Raw genomic sequence first — 18125 nt, forward strand, 5'->3', positions numbered from 1 at the left:
GGGAAGAAACCATTGAAAAAAATAAAGAGACGAAGAAAAATCCTGTTTATTAAATCTGTTATTTGGACCATAGTCTTTACGTTAATCTTTACACTGATTCCTCCTTTAAAGGGGAACACAGCCTTTGCCGAGAAAAAACAGGAACCGAAAAATGTAAAAGAATTAAAAGAATTGACGGACTTGAGGACAGAAAAGTCAAAAACATATCTAGATACCAAGACACGTGAATATGTATTGGAAGAATACACAGAACCGATTCATTTTAAGAAAAACAAAAAATGGGAAAATATTGTGAATACGATTGTGAATGGAGAAGCGGGAAGCGATGATCCTGATCTTTCGCTCGAAAATAAAGCAAATAAATTCAAGGTGAAATTTTCGAAGAAAAGTAAGGAAAAGCGGACCATCCGCCTAAAATGGAAGGAGAAGCAGATTGATTTAGGACTAGTTGGAGCGAACAAGGTACTTGGTACAACTGAAAAGAATCGTGTTACCTATCCAGGGGTATTTCCAAATACCGACTTGATTTTTTATTCCGATAATAATGCCGTAAAAGAAGAGCTTGTCTTTCATAAACAACCGGAACAAAGCCAGTTTTCTTACCAAATAGAGACAAAAGGACTTAAAGCAAAGGAAACAAAAAACAGTGAAATCGTCTTTGAGGACGAAAAAGGAAAATCATTTTTCATCCTGACAAAACCCTTCCTCTATGATGCATCTGAAGCTGTATCTCATGATGTAACGATGAAGCTTCGTGAAGAAAAAGGAAAAACGTTCGTAGATGTTGAAGTAGATGAAGAATGGCTAAAATCAGCCGATCGTAAATATCCGGTTGTCCTGGATCCTAGTGTCGTCATTCACGATGCCACCACGGAAGACAACATGATTTCTTCGGCTTATCCAACTTCAAATTATTGGCTGGATCCTTCCCTTTATACAGGGAAGCAGGTGTACTATGGAACGACCCGTACACTCATGAAATTTAATTTGAAGAACCTGTTAAGCGGAGCCAAAATTACCTCAGCCAATTTTAGATTAAGTTCACATTCCAATACAAATGGATATGATCATTCTGCCAGTATTGGAGTTTATCCAATATCCAAAGCTTGGAATACCAAAACGGTGAATTGGAACAACCAACCAACTATAGAATCACAAGTTTCAAGTCTAAAAGTAACAAAAGACGGTGACTATACGTTCTATATTACTAATCTCGTTAAAGATTGGTATAGCGGTAAAAAAGCCAATTATGGTTTCATGTTAAAACATACGGACGAAACTGTGAACCGGAAAATGTTCTGGTCTAGTGATTACTCCTCTGATCCATTAAAAAAGCCAAAATTTACTGTTGTATACACGATTGAACCGATTGGGGTTGAAAGTTTCTGGACCTCTGCTAGTTCTAACGTCAATACGTATAATGGAAACTTCTATACTCAGGAAACGGATTTTACGATTAACGGAAGAGGCTTGCCGATCACGGTTAATCGGACGTACAATAGCCGTTCAGCTGATTCAGGGATCTTTGGATACGGTTGGAGTTCCAATCTCGATGAAAAACTGACATTTGCTACAGATGAACTAGTCGTTTACCGTGATGCAGATGGTACCGAACATTATTTCTCCAAAAATACATCAGGGGGATATGAATCTCCTAGCGGGGTGTATTTAGAGTTAGAGAAAAATGCAGACGGAACATTTAAATTAATTGATAAAGATCAGTCATTTACAACCTTTGATGCCGCCGGGAAGGTGGTTTCGGAAACCGATTCAAATAATAATAAAACTGTCTACGCCTACACAGGAGGGAAGCTCACCTCTGTAGCGGATCCATCCGGGCGAAAACTGACAATCAGCTACGGCACAAATGGGAAAGTAAGCTCCATTGTAGACCCTGCAAACCGAGAATATAAGTATTCTTATGATTCAAACGAAAACTTGACCGGCCTTGCAGAAACAGACAAAAACCGTGCCGTAATCCAAAACACAGCCTATGGTTATGATACCAAACATCAAATGACATCTTATACCGACGAAAAAGGGAAAAAGATGTTTATGGCCTATAGCACGGATAATCGCTTAATCAAATACGAACAGCCGGTTACATTGCAGGGAAAAATCCAAACTGACTACTATACGATGGCTTACAATACGACAACGGGTGTTACGACAATGACCGATTCAAGGGGTGTAAAAACTGAGTACACCCATAATTCCTATGGTAATGTCATCAAGCTTATATCTGATGTAGGTGGTCTTAATTATACGAGGACTTTTAACTATGATGACCAAAACAATCTCATCCAGGAAAAAGACGAAAATGCCAACAAAAGCGGAAGTACGGCCACCTATGATTATGCATATGACGAGAATGGGAACTTAACAAGTTATAACAACACACTAAATGAACAGGAAAAAATTGCGTACGATGAAAACAACAATCCTATTCAATTTACGGATGCCAAAGGGAATGTTTCCACTGAGGAATACGACAGTAAAAACAATAATGTCGCTTCTACAGATGCAGCAACTAAATCATCTGCTACCAAATATGATGCGAATGGGAATGCAACCGAAGAAACATCTTCCGTCAGCATCGGCGAAAGCCTGTTATTGAATGGAAGTTTTGAAAATGATGCGAACAACGACAATTGGCCTGATAACTGGAAAAAGATCGGTACGGCCACTTTCACATATGACAAAAGTGGAGCAGCTGTACAAAAAGCCAAATTAGGCACAAAGCAAATCAAAATTTCGAACCCGTCCACAGCTGCTGCTGTAGAAAGTGATCGGGTTACCTATGATCCGAAAAAGAAGTATGTAGTGAGTGGTTATATCAAAACCACAAACGCCAATTCTAATGCCAAGCTTGTCATCACAGGCGGCAATTCAAGCGGTCAGATGACCCAAACAGTTAGCAGTGCCATGCTCAAAGGGACTACGGGTGTAGAAAGAATGCACTTTGTTATAAACCCGGGAGACCTTCCTGCCGACACCACGTTCATGACGTTAAAAGCGTACGTTAATGCTGGAACTGGCGATTATTTCTTTGATGGCTTGCAAATCGAAGAGGAATACTACGGTGCTTTTAATTTAATTGAAAACAGTAATTTCGAATTGGATGCAGATAAAAATGGAGTCCCTGATGGTTGGTATTTCCCTGGAACCCTCACTACTTCCGATGGTGTCGATACTAAAACAGCTTATACAGGTAGCAAATCGATCAAATTAACAGGCAAACGTGGAGTCGATAAGTTTGTCCGTCAGGAAGTGAAAGTGAATGGTAAATCCGGCCAAGAAATTACTGTATCCGGATTTTCTAAAGTCGATGCTCCGACGGCTTCCGCCGGTCCTTATCAGATGAATGTAGCAATCAATCATACGGATGGTACGATCCAGTGGGTGAATGGCGATTTTGATAAAACGAAATCCCATGACTGGCAGCACGTTTCTTTACGATTTGCGGCAATAAAGGATTTTAAGTCCTTAACGGTTTATTACCAGTATAAAGATCAAACAGGAACAGCCTGGTTCGATGCAGCCAAAGCTCAAATAGGTTCAATCCGAACAAAGTCTGCTTACGATTCACTTGGCAACTACGTGATCAATAGTACCGATCCGAATGGAAATAATGTATGGAAGACGTATGATTCAATTGGCAATGTCACAGGGGAAACCGTTGGCGGTGATACTCGCCAATATGAGTATAATGCGAATGACAACCTAACAAAGGTAATTGATGAAAATGGCCGTACGACAACGTACGAGTACGATAAATCCGGAAACCATACAGGAACTATAAATGCAAATGGCAAAAAGACCACATCCACTTATAATGAAAGAGATGATATCACATCATTTACGGATGCCCTTAGTCGCAGCACTTCATATGAATACGACCTTGTCGGAAATGAAACAAAAACTATTTCCCCGAATGGAAGTGTGATTGAACATACGTATAACAGTGTAAATCGGAAAACAGCCACCTTCCATAATGGAGTAAAGCGTTTCGAGTTTTCGTATGATGCCAACGGCAATCTATTGACGGAAAAAGATCTTCTCACCGGTGTAACGACGACATTTGTGTATGATGCCGATGACAAATTGAAAGAAAAGAGAGATTCAACAGGCAAGAAAAATACGTACACGTATGACAAGAACGGTAATCCGCTTACTAGTACGTTTGCATCAGGGACAACAACTCTTACTGTGACCCGAGGTGTGGATAAAAACGACCAGACGACTAAAATTACAAGTGGGAAAACGGATGTTACGTTTACATTTACCGAGAATGATCAGCTCGCTGGACTGAAAAATAAAAACGGTACATTCTCACTTTACAATTACGATGGAGCTGGCCAGCTGACTCGCCTTCTGACGACGAATTCTCAAGGAGCAACAATCGAATCCTTCGATTATAAGTACGATGCGAAAGGGAATCGGGTTTCGGAAAAATCAACCAAAGGCACGTCTCAGTTTACCTATGATAAGAGCGGCCAACTGACCAAAGAAGTTCGTCCGAATGGGGATACTTTAGAATATACGTATGATGCTGTCGGCAACCGCCTGACAAAAAAAGTGACAAAAGGAACCACTGTCACCACCGACATATATACGTATGATGCAGCAAACCAGCTTTCTACTATTAACGGCAAGGCTGTGACTCATGACAAATCAGGAAACATGACGAACGATGGAAAGAAAACTTTCATCTATGATGCAGATGACCGATTGGTCGAAGTAAAGGAAGGAACGACTTCACTAGGAAAATACCAGTACAATTCCGAGGGACTTCGTGTTAGCAAAACAACGGGTTCCATCACTGTTTATTATACGTACGATGAAAACAATAATGTGGTATTGGAGACCGACTCTGCTGGCAATGTTCTCGCGTCTTATGTATATGACAATGCCAACCGTCCACTTACGATGACAAAAGGCGGAAAGACGTATACGTTCCATGTGAATGCAAGGGGAGATATTACCTCTGTAACGGATGAGGCAGGTACAGTTGTTGCAAGCTTTGAATATGATTCATGGGGTAACACTGTAAAAGAATCTGGAACATTTGCTTCAAGCGTTCCGTTCAGGTATGCAGGGTATCGTTATGATCCAGAGACGAAGCTTTATTACCTGCAGCAGCGTTACTACAATCCCGAGATTGGAAGATTCTTAACTTTAGACCCTGTTTTGGGTGATAAGGAAAATCCAATCACTCAGAATGGGTATGCTTATGCAGATAATAATCCCATAATGTTAGTTGATCCGGACGGGGAATGGGCATGGATGGCTGTAGGTGCAGTACTAGGAGGAATTAGTGCCTATAAATCAGCAAATAAGAAAAGCCTAAAAGGTTGGAAAAAATGGGGATATGTTGCTGGGGGTACAGCATTAGGGGCTGTTGGAGGAGTCGGTGCTGGTGCTTACCGTGCATCTCGGGTTGCAAGGGCTGCATACAAAACAACAAAAGGTGCAGCTCGTTTTAAAGGAACAGCTGCACATAATGCTTGGACAAAAGCCATGAAAAAAGTTGTCCCAGGGGGTAAATATAATAAAGCTATTAGGGGAACAAAAGGAAGACCTGATGCCCAGTTTCTCCGAGGAAGGTTGGTACTTGAATTATCAACCCGAAATCAGTTCAAAACTAAACGGAAAATTCAACAAATCAAAAAATATAAGAAAGCCGGAGCTTGGATAGTTTTAAAAGTTAAATATTAATGGTATATGGGGGAAACTTGTATTTATGGAGTTTCTCCCATATACTACCCTTACATGAGGATAATCGTTAAAAAAGGGGGGATTTTTGCTGATGCAAAGTCTTGATGATTTAAGAAATATTTTTAATAAAAAAGAAGTTAACGAAGAAATAATAGAAGAACTAGCCTCCTATGGCAAAAACATAACACATAAGCTAATTGAATGCTTTGAAACAGCCAATATATCGGGGAAGAGGGGAATAATTGAAACATTAAGTTTAATAGGTGACCCTCTGTCAATTTCCTTTCTTAAAAAGGTCACGGACAACCAAAACGAAAATTATCTTATTAAAGCAAGTGCAGAAGGAGCACTTGACAAGCTTCAAAAACAAGAAGAATCTGTAAAACGAAAAATAGCAAAAATAACAAAGCAAGTAATTAGTAATAAAAAATTGAATTCTATTGAAGTAACAAATTTAGTATCTGATATAGCGATGTTAGGTTCTATGGGAAGCTCTTCATCTATTAATCAATTGTTTGAATTAAGCCATTCAATACCTAGAGTTAATGAGCAAGTAAAAGTAGCAAAACTTCATGTTCAAAAAGGTATTGAAGCTATTATTAGTGAGTATAAGAAAAAAGATTCTATATATAGTAAGGACGCTTTATTGGAAGCAATTTACTGTTCTTATGAAACAAAAGAAAGAAAAATAGTTATTCCAACAATTATTGAGGACCTCAGTTCTTCCGAATATGTACCTTTATTTAATTCGTTATTAAGGTTTTGTGATAAGGATTTCCCGAAGGATGTCATTAACAATGATATCAAAGAACGGTTATTTTCTATTTTAAAGGGCAACTACAAAGCAAACTTAAAAGATTATGCGGCTCAGGCCCTTGGTAATGTTCTTACAAGAAAAGATCAAAAATATGTTCAAAGGTTAGAATCAATTCTAAAAGAATTAAACTCAAAAAATAAATTTTTAACTTTGTTTGATTTTAATGGTAACTATCTTAAGGAGACACTTGAAAATTCGTTAAGAAAAATAAAAAGAAATTAATCGCGTCATGAATTGAATATGTATTTAGGTTCGTAGTTTTTGAGGAATAGTTATTATTATCACAATGTTGTATTAAAATGGTTTCTTGTAAAAATAATTAATCTTGGTCTCCTTAAAATATCCCTGTTTAAATAGAGTATTTTAAAAATGATAACCTAAAAATTTTAATGGCTCCTTGTTTATAAACCTAGAATATATTATTTGAAGCATTCGATGCGCTAGATGCAAAGAGTGTTTTTTACTATTTCTAGCCATTATCAAGTATTGCTGGTATAAGGTTCTGACATTCTAAAACTGCTTTTGTGCTTTATGCAAAGTGGTTTTAATAAAAGGTAGAACCCAACCATGATGCCAACGGTAATTTGTTAAAGAGTGATTCAATAGACAAGAAATATACGTACACGAATAATAAAAACGGTACTTCCTCACCCTACAATTGCGATGCAGCATGACAGATGACCCGTCTTCTAACGATAAATTCACAGGGAGCAACAATCGAATCCTTCGATATAAGTATGATGAGAAAGGGAACAGGGTTTCCGAGGAAAACAAACAGTGGAACAGCCCATTTCACCTATGACAAGAGCGGCCAGTTAACCAAGGAAGTCCGTTCTAACGGGGACATTTTGGAATATACGTATGATACAACGAACCAGCTTTCTACCATTAACGGCAAGGCTATGACTCATGATGAATCCGGCAACATGACGAACGATGGAGTATGATGCATATGACCGATTGGTTGAAGTAAAGGAAGGAACGACTTCACTAGGAAAATACCAGTACAATTCCCAGGGTCTCCGCATTAGCAAAACAACAGGATCTAACACAACTCATTATACGTACGAGCAGCACGAGTCGTTAAAAGAAATATTTACGGAAGACAAAAAGTTTTGAACTATGAAAAAGGAAGAGCTTACGCCGTTAGAAATGCTGGAGGAAATATGTATCGTCATAGTAGGCCATAATATAATTAAGAATAAGAGGGTTTTAAATGATATTAAAAAAGTTTTTAATATTTGGTGAGGAAGGAGTCTCTGATGTTAAGAGGAGCTTTTCCTTTCAAACAAGATGTATAACAAATTTATTTGAAAAACAATTTGAGAAATATAATACATCTGATTGCAAACAGCTAAATATGCATTGTGGAAATTACTCCAAATTAATGTTACAAGAATGTGTTGATGGATTTTGTGAAATTACTGTTCCATACGATATCAAAGCATTTTTAGAGTATCCAGATAATCATAAAAAAGAAAAAACTTTAGAACTTCTTGATACTATACTTTCTTATGTAATTAAAGAAAAAAATTGGGACCCTATTCCATTTCAAAAGGCATCTCAAAGAGTAAAGGAATTAAACTATATTAATGAATTTATATGGAAAAAACCAAAATTGAACCCAAACAAAAACTATAAAGCAGAGGTGCAATGTAAATACGATTTATATGAATTTATAATAAATATAGTAATAAAGGATATGAAAAATACGATTATCAAAAAAGAAAAATTGATATCCACTAAACCAGATGAGCTTATGTATGAAAGATTTTTGGGAGATTTAAAGTGGTTAAATGATTATGAAGTTGCACTTTACGAAAAACACTCAAAACGTTTTACTTCTGTAAAATTACTATAAGAAAATTAAAAAAGTAGAGTTTGTTTTTATTTCTACTCGAATTTTAAAATATTATAGTAAAAATTGTTTAAGTATGGCTAATTAATCCGTATTGAGTTGAAGTCAAGATTTTTGAAAACCCGGAATATAATTTTTAAAAGATCGCTATCTCTATGCTTTTTGGCTAGGAATGTAGTGATCTTTTTCATAGTTATAATAATCTCTGTGAGCCACTTAATCATTTGCATTGTTTGTTCCCCAAGACCTAAAATGGCGAAGCCTTACATGCCGAAGGGTTTACAACAACTAACGATGGCTTTACATAAGTACCAATAATTAACTTGGATTAGAATCCTACTAAGTTATTGAATTATGGTAAAAAAGAGGCTCTTCGCTATTTTTGTTGGAAAAACAACTTTCTAGAGTTGTTTATTTCCATCATTTATCAACAAACATCTCGTTTCTACAAGGTCAAAACCAAATGCGGACAAGAAAATGATTCGATTGCTCGCACCACATTCACCGCCTGTACCATAGTGATGAGGTGACTCATTGAGAGGCAAAGAAGGGATTTAGTTATAAATATACTGATTTACAAACTATTAGAAGCCATAGAGTTCAACAAAAGTATCGTGAATACTAAAAGGAGTAGAATCCATATGAATAATGAAATTAAAGCAGTAGTTAAACTCCCTGCCCTAAAAAGATATGGATACTTTATAAAAAAGGTTGCAGATTTTGAAGAGGTTTGGGGATTATACGATGGTGGTTGGGCAATGACAGAAGATTCGGAAGGAAATCAATTAGTCCCATTTTGGCCTAAAAGAGAATTTGCTGATTTATGTAATGAAGAAAATTGGGAGGGGTATAAACCAAAAAAAATAGACTTGGATGTTTTTATTGATAAATGGATTCCTGGAATGAAAAATGATGGATCAAAAATAGCAATTTTTTGGTATAATAACGATTCCATTGTAGTTGACCCTGAAAGGTTATTATCTGACTTAGAAGAAGAACTAGAAAATTATTAAGAAGTTACGTTTCTAAAGTGATAAATATGTCCCCCGAGACAGTGCCAATTAGGCACTGTTTCCTTGTCAGCACAATATTTTCTTTGGAAATATTAGATAGAACCATCCTGAGTCACCAAAACTTCCCTTTATTAATATTAAAATACGCATAAAAAAGTTTAATAAGAAACGTTCACCGTTTAATTTAAATATTATTTGATGAGTAATGAGATATATAAAAAGATAGAAGTAAGTAAATAGTCTGAAGGTAATATCGATAAAATAAAGTGTATTAAATCCCCTTTGAGTAATACTTTTATATTTTCCAGTCATCGATTCTTTCCCTAAACTGGACAAGCCAACTTATGCAAGATTTGATTGATATTTTTTATGAAGCCAATGTTACATAACTCCTTATTAGTTAGCTGCGAAGTATTGAACTAATTTTTTATAGTAAAACATTGATATGTCTATACATAGAATTGTCGAAAATCGAAGATAACAATAAGTATTGAATTTTCTGATATGTTAATATACGGATATAAGAAACAATGAGAAATATAAAAAACAAGACTAATTAATGTTTTGGTAATACGTTATTCAACAATCGTGCTATAGTCAGATAAGATAATTTCGGGGGAGATTGAATGGCTAAAAAAGGCGACACAAATCGAATTCAAACAATAATGGGACGGTTCGGATGGTATATACACCTTTTGATTTTTGTATTTGCGCAATTTAATCTAATCATAGTTATATGGGGACTGATATTAATCATAGATGCGTTCATTAGGATTTTTAGTGCATTTTTGCATAAGCAACAGACTTATTTGGTTGGGGAGGATTAGTAATGAATCTAAAAAGATTTTTGCCAGCTTTTTTGGCAGGATATTTGTTATGTATGTCGATTGTATATTTTGTTTTTGATTACTTTTCTTTAAGTTTTGTTCTTGGTTCCCTAATAGGTGTAACTTTATTTGCAGTTATAATCACTAAGTTAAAAAAGAGAACCAAATAGGGAAGCAATCGGGCACTTCTTTTGTGGCATAAAAGGGGGTTACGAATGTAAATGCTTCAAACTGGCATTTATCGCAAGTGAAAAAGTACGTCAGCGTATGAGTTGCTAAGAGGGGGATTGGATGAACCTTCTTAATTTTGTTATAAGCGGGTTAGGATTTATAAACATAGAAAGTTGTATTTATTTAATTGCATGGAACTTAGCAGTTTGGCAGTTAACACATTTACCTGCAAATTCATATTTATAAATCCTTTAGTTACCTTAAATATTTTTTTCAAAAGAAATGGGTGGGCAAATGGGGTCATGGAAGAATCCTATTCTGTTAATTTCAGGAATAGGCATTTCATATTTGGGAAATTGGATATACTTAATTGCACTGAATATTTCAATCTTAAATTTAACCGGATCTGCAGCCGCAGTTGCTGGCCTTTATATTATTCGACCTATAGCTGTTTTAATCACTAATTTTTGGTCTGGTAGTATCATAGATCGAATCAATAAAAGAAAATTGATGATTTCTATTGATATTATAAGAGGTGTTTTGGTATTTTCCATTCCTTTTATAGGATCTCTATGGACAATATATTTGATACTCCTAATCATTAGTATGGTTGGATCTTTCTTTGGCCCAAGTTCTTCGGTATATATAACAAAGTTGGTTCCATCTGATAATCGTAAAAGATTTAATTCTATTATGAGTATGACCAATTCGGGTGCTTTCCTGCTAGGGCCAGCCATTGCAGGTTTTCTTATCATGTACTTCGATACTGATATATGTATTATCATTAATGCAATAACCTTCTTTGTTTGCGGGTTTTTCATCTATCTGCTGCCTAATGTAGACGATAAAGTAGATAAAGCACGAGAACCAATACATTGGAAAACCCTTCTTAATGATTGGAATGAAGTAAAGAAGTTTTCTGTACAAGCAAAGTTTTTTATAACTGTTTACGCATTATTTCAGAGTGCAATGTTAATTGGGTTTGCATTGGATTCTCAAGAGGTTACATTTATCAAACAACATCTTGATCTAACTGATCGGGATTATGGCTTACTTGTAAGCATAACTGGGATTGGTGCCTTGGCAGGTGCATTTGTTTCAGCAGTGGCGGCGAAAAAGATACAATTAAGGCTATATTTGGGTGCTGGAATGTTCCTAACTTCAATCGGGTACATCCTGTTTTATTCATCCTTTAACTTTATAACTGCGACTTTAGCATTCGTCTTTTTAGGCTTCTTCATGGCATTTGCGAATGCAGGTTATGCAACATTTTTTCAAAGTAAAGTTCCAGTTAATATCATGGGTAGGTTTGGAAGTATAGCAGACATGGTACAAGGTACTATTCAAATTGGATTCACACTCATACTTGGCTATTTTGCAGAGTGGTTCCCATTGCAATTAGTTTGTATAATATTTTGCATTATCGGTGCAATACTTTCTGTATCCCTTTTCATAACAACAATGCTGCCTTCTAAAGCTAAAAATTTTGAAGAAGATACTAAAGCGGTAAATAGTTAAGTTAAACAAAGCGGAGGTTCTCATGGATAGAAAATATCACGATCCTTTTCATATCATTCCATAGAAATCATTAAACAGAGGAACAAGAGAACGTAAAAAATCCGGTCTTAAAGGCGCTCGTCGTGCACCACAGTTCTCAAAGGTTTACGCCTGTTTGGAAGACAATTCCAAACAGGCTTTTTATATAAAAAATAGAAAGATAACTTAATCTCCTTAGAACAGCCTTTAACCTAGCCAGAATAATTCATTTAGGTAGGAAAAGATTTAAAGTCCATGTAATACCATACTTACGTTATTATTTGTGTGCGCAAGTCTCTAAAATTTCCTTGTAACCTTAAAATCTTCAATAGCTTATGAGAGGATACGCGTATTCAAACATCTAAGGTGTTTAGAGTAGAAATATCAAAAATCTAAAAAATTACTTATAAAGGAGTTGACAAAAGATAAGGTATCGTGATAAATTTATCTTGAATTAAAGATATATGAATTCAAACTAAATGCTACAACTTTTATTTTTTGTTATATATCTCGAATTCGAGATAAAGTCGATACTAAACAAATTGGAGGAAATTAAAATGGCAAAATGGGTATTAGATCAATCACATTCATCCGTAGGGTTTGAAGTAAAACATATGATGGTATCAAAAGTAAAAGGTCAGTTCGATTCTTATACTGCTGATGTAGAGGCTGAGGACTTAACAGATTTAACAACAGCTACAATCGCATTCAAATTTGATGTCACTAGTATTAACACCAAAAATGAAGATCGTGATAATCATTTGGTATCAGCTGATTTCTTTGACGTTGAAAATTACCCATCAATTGATTTTAAATCAACAAGCATTACTAAAGATGGTGATGACTACAAAGTGACTGGTGACTTATTAATTAAAGATGTGACTAAGCCAGTAACATTTAATGTTGAATTTGGTGGTAAAGGAGTAAATCCATGGGGTGTTGAAGTTTACGGTTTTGAAGCAGAAGCAAAAATTAACCGTGAAGAATTTGGTCTTACATGGAACGCAGCGCTTGAAACAGGTGGAGTACTTGTAGGAAAAGATATCAAAATCAAAGTTGAATTAGAGGTAAACCCAGCAGCATAGTGGGATCAAGATAGAGGATGTAGCTGAATTTATGTAAGTTAAGTTTGGAAAATATTTTCTTGTTGTTAAGGAGTGATGTGAATGGAAGTCATTAGTGATGAGTTGAAAGGTGTAACTGTAATACTTCGAGCCTCACAAGCCATTCAAGAAGTCATTCGAAAAGATGTAGCTAATTATGGATTAAATCCAACGGAATTTTCCGTTTTAGAACTGCTGTATCATAAGGGTGACCAACCAATCCAAATGATTGGAAAGAAGGTCCTTATTTCAAGTGGAAGTATCACCTATGTAGTAGATAAACTTGAGCAAAAAAAATATGTAAGGCGTCAAGGATGCCCAGAAGATCGACGAGTTATCTATACAGTGTTAACAAATGAGGGAAAAGCTTTAATGGATAAAATTTTCCCGCAACATGTAATGAAAATAAGACAAGTATTCGATGATTTGAATGCAGAAGAGCTTGATCAAACAATTGGCCTATTAAAACGAATTGGTTATAGAGCAGAAAATATCTGATTTTTTTTATACTGTTACCTCGAATTCGAGATATTTCCGTGGAGTGATCCTTCATAAAACACTTAATATCCTACATTCACTTATAGATAACTTAGTAAGACCAAATTGATACACTACGAGGTCGTTAAAATTGGACAAGGAACACTTGTATGGAGGTGAAGAAGGAAATGGGATTTTTAAATAAACTATTTGGCGTTAAACAAGAGGAGGAAGAGACAATGACAAAATTAAACATTGGAATAATTTTAGGATCTACACGTGAAGGACGCGTAAGTCCACAAGTAGCTTCATGGGTAAAAGAAATAGCCGACAAACGCGGTGATGCAAACTATACAATTATTGATATTGCAGACTACAAACTACCTTTACTTGGTGAGCCTGGCGCAGACGCTTCAGGGGCTGCAGCATGGTCAGAAGCTATAGCGGCTCAAGATGGATTTGTATTTATTGTTCAAGAATACAACCATTCTATTACAGGGGCATTAAAAAATGCCTTGGACTATTTACGTGAAGAGTGGAACAACAAGGCAGCCGGAATCGTTTCTTATGGTTCAGTAGGTGGAGCTCGTGCAACTGAGCATTTACGTGGCATACTAGGTGAATTGTTAGTAGCTGACGTACGTGTACATCCAGCTCTATCTTTATTTACTGATTTTGAAAATGGAACTGAATTTAAACCAAAAGCAGTACAAGAGGATTCGGTTAATCAAATGCTAGATCAATTAGTTCTTTGGTCAAAAGCATTGTTCACAATCCGATAATTCTTCGGAATCCTAATGTGAATTTTCATGATTGCCTAAAGAAGATAGAAACCAATTAATGTTTCTCAAAACGTTAATTTGTGTTCAAAGCCCCGTTCCAAAATTGGACACGGGGCTTTTTACATTGTCGGAAAAAGATATAGGGGACTCGGTAAAATCCCTTTTGAACGATACAACAACTCAGAAACCGTAACACATTCATATCCTTCCTTTTTTAATGTAGCCAGTATTTTATCTAAAGCTTGCACCGTTTGAGTGCGATCCCCACCGGAGTCATGCATTAAAACGATGTCCCCCGGCTGTGTGTCCGAAGTCACGCTATGGGCAATTTTGTTTGCCCCAGGTCGACTCCAATCTTTTGTATCTTGATGCCATGACCACATAATGATTTGATATCCCTTCTTAATGGCGGTGTTTATAATCGTTTCATCGTAATACCCGCCTACTGGTCGAAAGAGAGAAGGATAATAACCTGTAATACTGAAAATAGTATTTGCCGTTTGTTTTAATTCTCTTTTTAGATTTGCGGGGTTAACTGTTAAATCATAATGATGATTATATGTGTGGTTCGCTATTTCATGTCCCTCTTCCGCTTGTCGCTTAATAATTTCTGGATATTTTTCAGCATGCTCTCCAATCACAAAAAACGTCGCTTTTGCCTGATACTTTGCTAACGTATCTAAGATTTGTGGTGTAAAGGTTGGGCTTGGACCATCGTCAAACGTTAAAGCGACTATTTTTTCATTTGTTTTTACATCCCAGAATACTTTCCCTGTTTTTTCATAAAACATTCGCCCTTTCGTTGAGGCGAAGGAATTATTTGCAAGAAGGAAAAAGAAAGTTGTGACTAATAGCAAATTTAATGAAAGCCTCATAAATAATGAACTCCTATAAGTAAATTTAACATTAGTTTATGTTATTTCTTCATATTTATAATGAAAGGAAGGTAAGGGGAGGGTTTTCTTGAATTGGTAATGTTTTATCAATGGCCTGTTGAATTAGAAAGGAGTGTTCGTTGAAAAATATTGCTAGGAGGAGTGGGAATTATGAATGTGATTACAACATTTAACGCGAAAAGGCGCGAAAGACAGATAAAATATGAACGTAAACTACTGAAAGAGTTATCTATACAAAATTTAAAGAAAAGTGTACAGGAGCATTTCGGCTCTGAGCGAATAGAAGGTGGAATATGGATTCAACAAGGGGTGGAAGAGGGTTGCTATGATGTAGCGATCGAAGCGTATTTACTTGGTGGACAATTTAGCCGTTTTAGTCATTTTGGCGAGTCCATCGAAGAAATTAAAAAACGTTGTCATAATGAAATTAGACATTTAACAGATACACTTTATAATTTTTGGTTATATTGGAAGTTTGGTGATGAAGGATTTATTCAAGAGTCCATTTATTATTCATGTGAACAATTCGTTGATAAATGGTGGATGGAAGGGTTTATTAAAGGAGAACAGAGAAGAAAGTTAAGACTTCATTAGGCTACTTTATAATATAAGTTCTAAAACTGTACCTTGTCCCATAAGTATGGAATAGAAGAATGGGAAGGGAAGGTTTTGAATGAGCCGGAAGGTCAAACTCATTAGCTTTATATTAGGTGCACTTCTTTTATTTTTGCTCTTTCAATTTCAATTTTTTCAAAAAGATACGTGGGATTCCTGGAATCTTCCTTTATCAGGGAAAGTGATTATTTTAGACCCCGGTCATGGAGGTCCTGATGGGGGGGCTGGTGATTCTGATGCCCTTGAAAAAGAAATTGCTCTCAAAGTATCCCTTTTTATTAGGGATTATCTTCAAGAGCAAGGAGCTCTCGTCTTGATGACGAGGGAAGATGATTCGGATTTGGCAGATCCTAACACAAAAGGAATAGGCCGAAGAAAGGTAGAAGATTTGAAAAATAGACTCAATATGATTAATGAATCAGATGCAGATCTCTATTTAAGTATTCATCTAAATGCAATTCCTTCCCCACGATGGAGCGGGGCTCAAACATTCTACTCGCCGCATTTAATTGAAAATAAACGGTTAGCAAAGTTCATTCAAAGTGAGCTTATTAGAAATCTTGAAAATACGGATAGAGAAGCGAAAATCCTTAAAAATATATATGTCGTTAAAAATGCAAACAAACCAGGCGCATTAGTTGAAATAGGATTTTTATCGAATCCAACGGAAAGACAAAATCTAATGAGTGAGAAGTACCAAAAGAAAGTATCAGCTTCAATTTACAATGGAATCATGAGATATTTTACAAATGAAAAGGATTTAAAGTAAAAGGTAATCGAGACGATAACGATTGCCTTTTTTATACACGAAAGCAGTTTCCCTTCTTGAAGAAAGAAATTATGTTATACTTGTGGGTGTAATCGAATTCACATCGAGGATGGTGTATGAAGTGATAACTGAACAGGAAGTAGTCAATTTATTAAAAGGAATTAAAGATCCTTTCCTACATAAAACGCTAGAAGAAACAAATGGAATTTTAGAAGTAAAAGTGAAAGAAGAAAAAGAACATGTAAGTGTGAAGATTGCGATTGCGAAAACAGGGACAAGCGAACAACTTCAACTTCAAACACAAGTAGTCAATACATTAAAAGAAGCGGGTGCAAACACTGTTGGTATTCGTTTTGCTGAACTGCCAGAAGAAGTTTTACAAAAATTTAGAGGTTCAGAGCCTGCAGAACAAGGAAACAATCTTTTATCACCTACAAGCAAAACAACCTTTATTGCGATTGCAAGCGGAAAAGGTGGGGTAGGAAAATCAACGGTTTCAGTTAATTTGGCTGTATCATTAGCTCGTCAAGGCAAAAAGGTTGGCTTAATTGATGCGGATATTTATGGATTTAGTGTGCCGGATATGATGGGTGTTACGAATCGTCCAGTCGTTCGTGGCGAACGAATCATTCCTGTCGAAAGACTCGGAGTTAAAGTCATCTCTATGGGCTTTTTCGTTGAAGATAACGCTCCTGTTATTTGGCGTGGTCCAATGCTAGGAAAAATGCTAAATAACTTCTTTACTGAAGTAGAGTGGGGAGATTTGGATTATTTATTATTAGATTTACCTCCAGGTACTGGGGATGTCGCATTAGATTTACATACGATGCTACCACATTGTAAAGAAATTATCGTCACTACTCCACATCCAACAGCTGCCTTTGTTGCTGCTCGCGCTGGTGCAATGGCGTTAAAAACAGAACATGAGCTGTTAGGTGTCGTCGAAAACATGTCCTACTTTGAAAGCAAAGTAACAGGTGAAAAGGAATATGTTTTTGGACGTGGCGGTGGAAAGAAACTTGCTGAGGAACTAAGAACAGAACTTCTAGGACAGCTTCCATTACAACAACCAGATTGGGATGAGGATGACTTTGCTCCTTCTATCTATGCTGAAGATCATCCGTTAGGGAAAATATATGGAGACATAGCAAGAAAGGTAGTAGAACTTTTAATTTTAAATAAATAATTGTCGCTGAGCTCGACAGTAAGAAAAAAGGCTACTTTTATTAGTAAGTAGGTCCGTTTTTATGGAGGACATAATTAGAGACCAAATCGCATATGATTTGGTCTCTAATTTTGCTTTTGAAAAATTATTTACAATTGTTGTTAACATGCTATTACTAGGATAATTGATATGATTTGGCATTTCTTACTAAAGCACGATAATCAAATAAGCGGAGATTTTCCGGGTAAACAGCAGAATAGAGCTCGGTTCGGGGTATTTAAACGGAAATTTTCCGATTAAGCAAAGCAAAATTACTTAATTTCACGTTTTTTGATCTAATAGTCGGAATTCCTCCGCCTATTTCTTACGATTAGTCAA

At 36.1% G+C, this 18125-nt stretch carries 13 protein-coding genes and 1 pseudogene; 13 read left to right on the forward strand and 1 reads right to left on the reverse strand.

The genetic code is table 11. From position 1 onward, the window contains the following. Positions 1-12: 12 nt before the first annotated feature. The 10 genes and pseudogenes from B5V89_RS13450 (at position 13) to B5V89_RS13510 (ending at position 14302) form a co-directional block, all read left to right on the forward strand. The gene (locus tag B5V89_RS13450) at positions 13-5718 is read left to right on the forward strand and encodes a DNRLRE domain-containing protein (RefSeq protein ID WP_108072420.1); all 5706 of its coding nucleotides are present in this window, start codon (positions 13-15) and stop codon (positions 5716-5718) included. 91 nt (positions 5719-5809) lie between these two features. Then, positions 5810-6757 carry a hypothetical protein gene (locus tag B5V89_RS13455; RefSeq protein ID WP_108072422.1) on the forward strand — a complete coding sequence of 316 codons (948 nt, stop codon included), beginning with the start codon at positions 5810-5812 and terminating at the stop codon, positions 6755-6757. A gap of 455 nt (positions 6758-7212) precedes the next feature. Then, the gene (locus B5V89_RS13460; protein WP_108072423.1) at positions 7213-7482 is read left to right on the forward strand and encodes an RHS repeat domain-containing protein; all 270 of its coding nucleotides are present in this window, start codon (positions 7213-7215) and stop codon (positions 7480-7482) included. Between the two features lie 269 nt (positions 7483-7751). Continuing rightward, the gene (locus tag B5V89_RS13470; RefSeq protein ID WP_108072426.1) at positions 7752-8396 is read left to right on the forward strand and encodes a hypothetical protein; all 645 of its coding nucleotides are present in this window, start codon (positions 7752-7754) and stop codon (positions 8394-8396) included. Positions 8397-8940: 544 nt separating this feature from the next. Further along, positions 8941-9018, forward strand: a pseudogene (locus B5V89_RS20730) (polymorphic toxin type 8 domain-containing protein); the annotation flags it as partial. Between the two features lie 16 nt (positions 9019-9034). Then, positions 9035-9406, forward strand: coding sequence for a DUF2750 domain-containing protein (locus B5V89_RS13480; protein ID WP_108072427.1), 372 nt, complete (start codon positions 9035-9037; stop codon positions 9404-9406). A gap of 1292 nt (positions 9407-10698) precedes the next feature. After that, positions 10699-11922, forward strand: coding sequence for an MFS transporter (locus tag B5V89_RS13495; protein ID WP_108072432.1), 1224 nt, complete (start codon positions 10699-10701; stop codon positions 11920-11922). Between the two features lie 575 nt (positions 11923-12497). Continuing rightward, the gene (locus tag B5V89_RS13500; RefSeq protein WP_108072433.1) at positions 12498-13025 is read left to right on the forward strand and encodes a YceI family protein; all 528 of its coding nucleotides are present in this window, start codon (positions 12498-12500) and stop codon (positions 13023-13025) included. 81 nt (positions 13026-13106) lie between these two features. Continuing rightward, the gene (locus B5V89_RS13505; protein WP_108072435.1) at positions 13107-13541 is read left to right on the forward strand and encodes a MarR family winged helix-turn-helix transcriptional regulator; all 435 of its coding nucleotides are present in this window, start codon (positions 13107-13109) and stop codon (positions 13539-13541) included. A 167-nt stretch (positions 13542-13708) separates the two neighbouring features. After that, positions 13709-14302: an NADPH-dependent FMN reductase gene (locus B5V89_RS13510; RefSeq protein WP_108072436.1), complete on the forward strand. Its 594-nt coding sequence runs from the start codon at positions 13709-13711 to the stop codon at positions 14300-14302. Between the two features lie 119 nt (positions 14303-14421). On the opposite strand, the gene B5V89_RS13515 is transcribed toward B5V89_RS13510, so the two are convergent. Then, positions 14422-15177, reverse strand: coding sequence for a polysaccharide deacetylase family protein (locus B5V89_RS13515; protein ID WP_108072438.1), 756 nt, complete (start codon positions 15175-15177; stop codon positions 14422-14424). Positions 15178-15348: 171 nt separating this feature from the next. Between B5V89_RS13515 and B5V89_RS13520 the strand changes: the two genes are divergently transcribed. The 3 genes from B5V89_RS13520 (at position 15349) to B5V89_RS13530 (ending at position 17768) form a co-directional block, all read left to right on the forward strand. Beyond that, positions 15349-15792: a YbaK family protein gene (locus tag B5V89_RS13520; RefSeq protein ID WP_066226770.1), complete on the forward strand. Its 444-nt coding sequence runs from the start codon at positions 15349-15351 to the stop codon at positions 15790-15792. A gap of 79 nt (positions 15793-15871) precedes the next feature. Next, positions 15872-16582, forward strand: a complete 711-nt coding sequence (gene cwlD, locus B5V89_RS13525; RefSeq protein ID WP_066226773.1) for an N-acetylmuramoyl-L-alanine amidase CwlD — start codon at positions 15872-15874, stop codon at positions 16580-16582. A 121-nt stretch (positions 16583-16703) separates the two neighbouring features. After that, positions 16704-17768, forward strand: a complete 1065-nt coding sequence (locus B5V89_RS13530) for an Mrp/NBP35 family ATP-binding protein (protein WP_108072439.1) — start codon at positions 16704-16706, stop codon at positions 17766-17768. Positions 17769-18125: the final 357 nt, after the last annotated feature.

The organism is Heyndrickxia sporothermodurans, assembly GCF_003055045.1.
In the GTDB taxonomy this organism is placed as follows: Bacteria; Bacillota; Bacilli; order Bacillales; family Bacillaceae_C; genus Heyndrickxia; species Heyndrickxia sporothermodurans.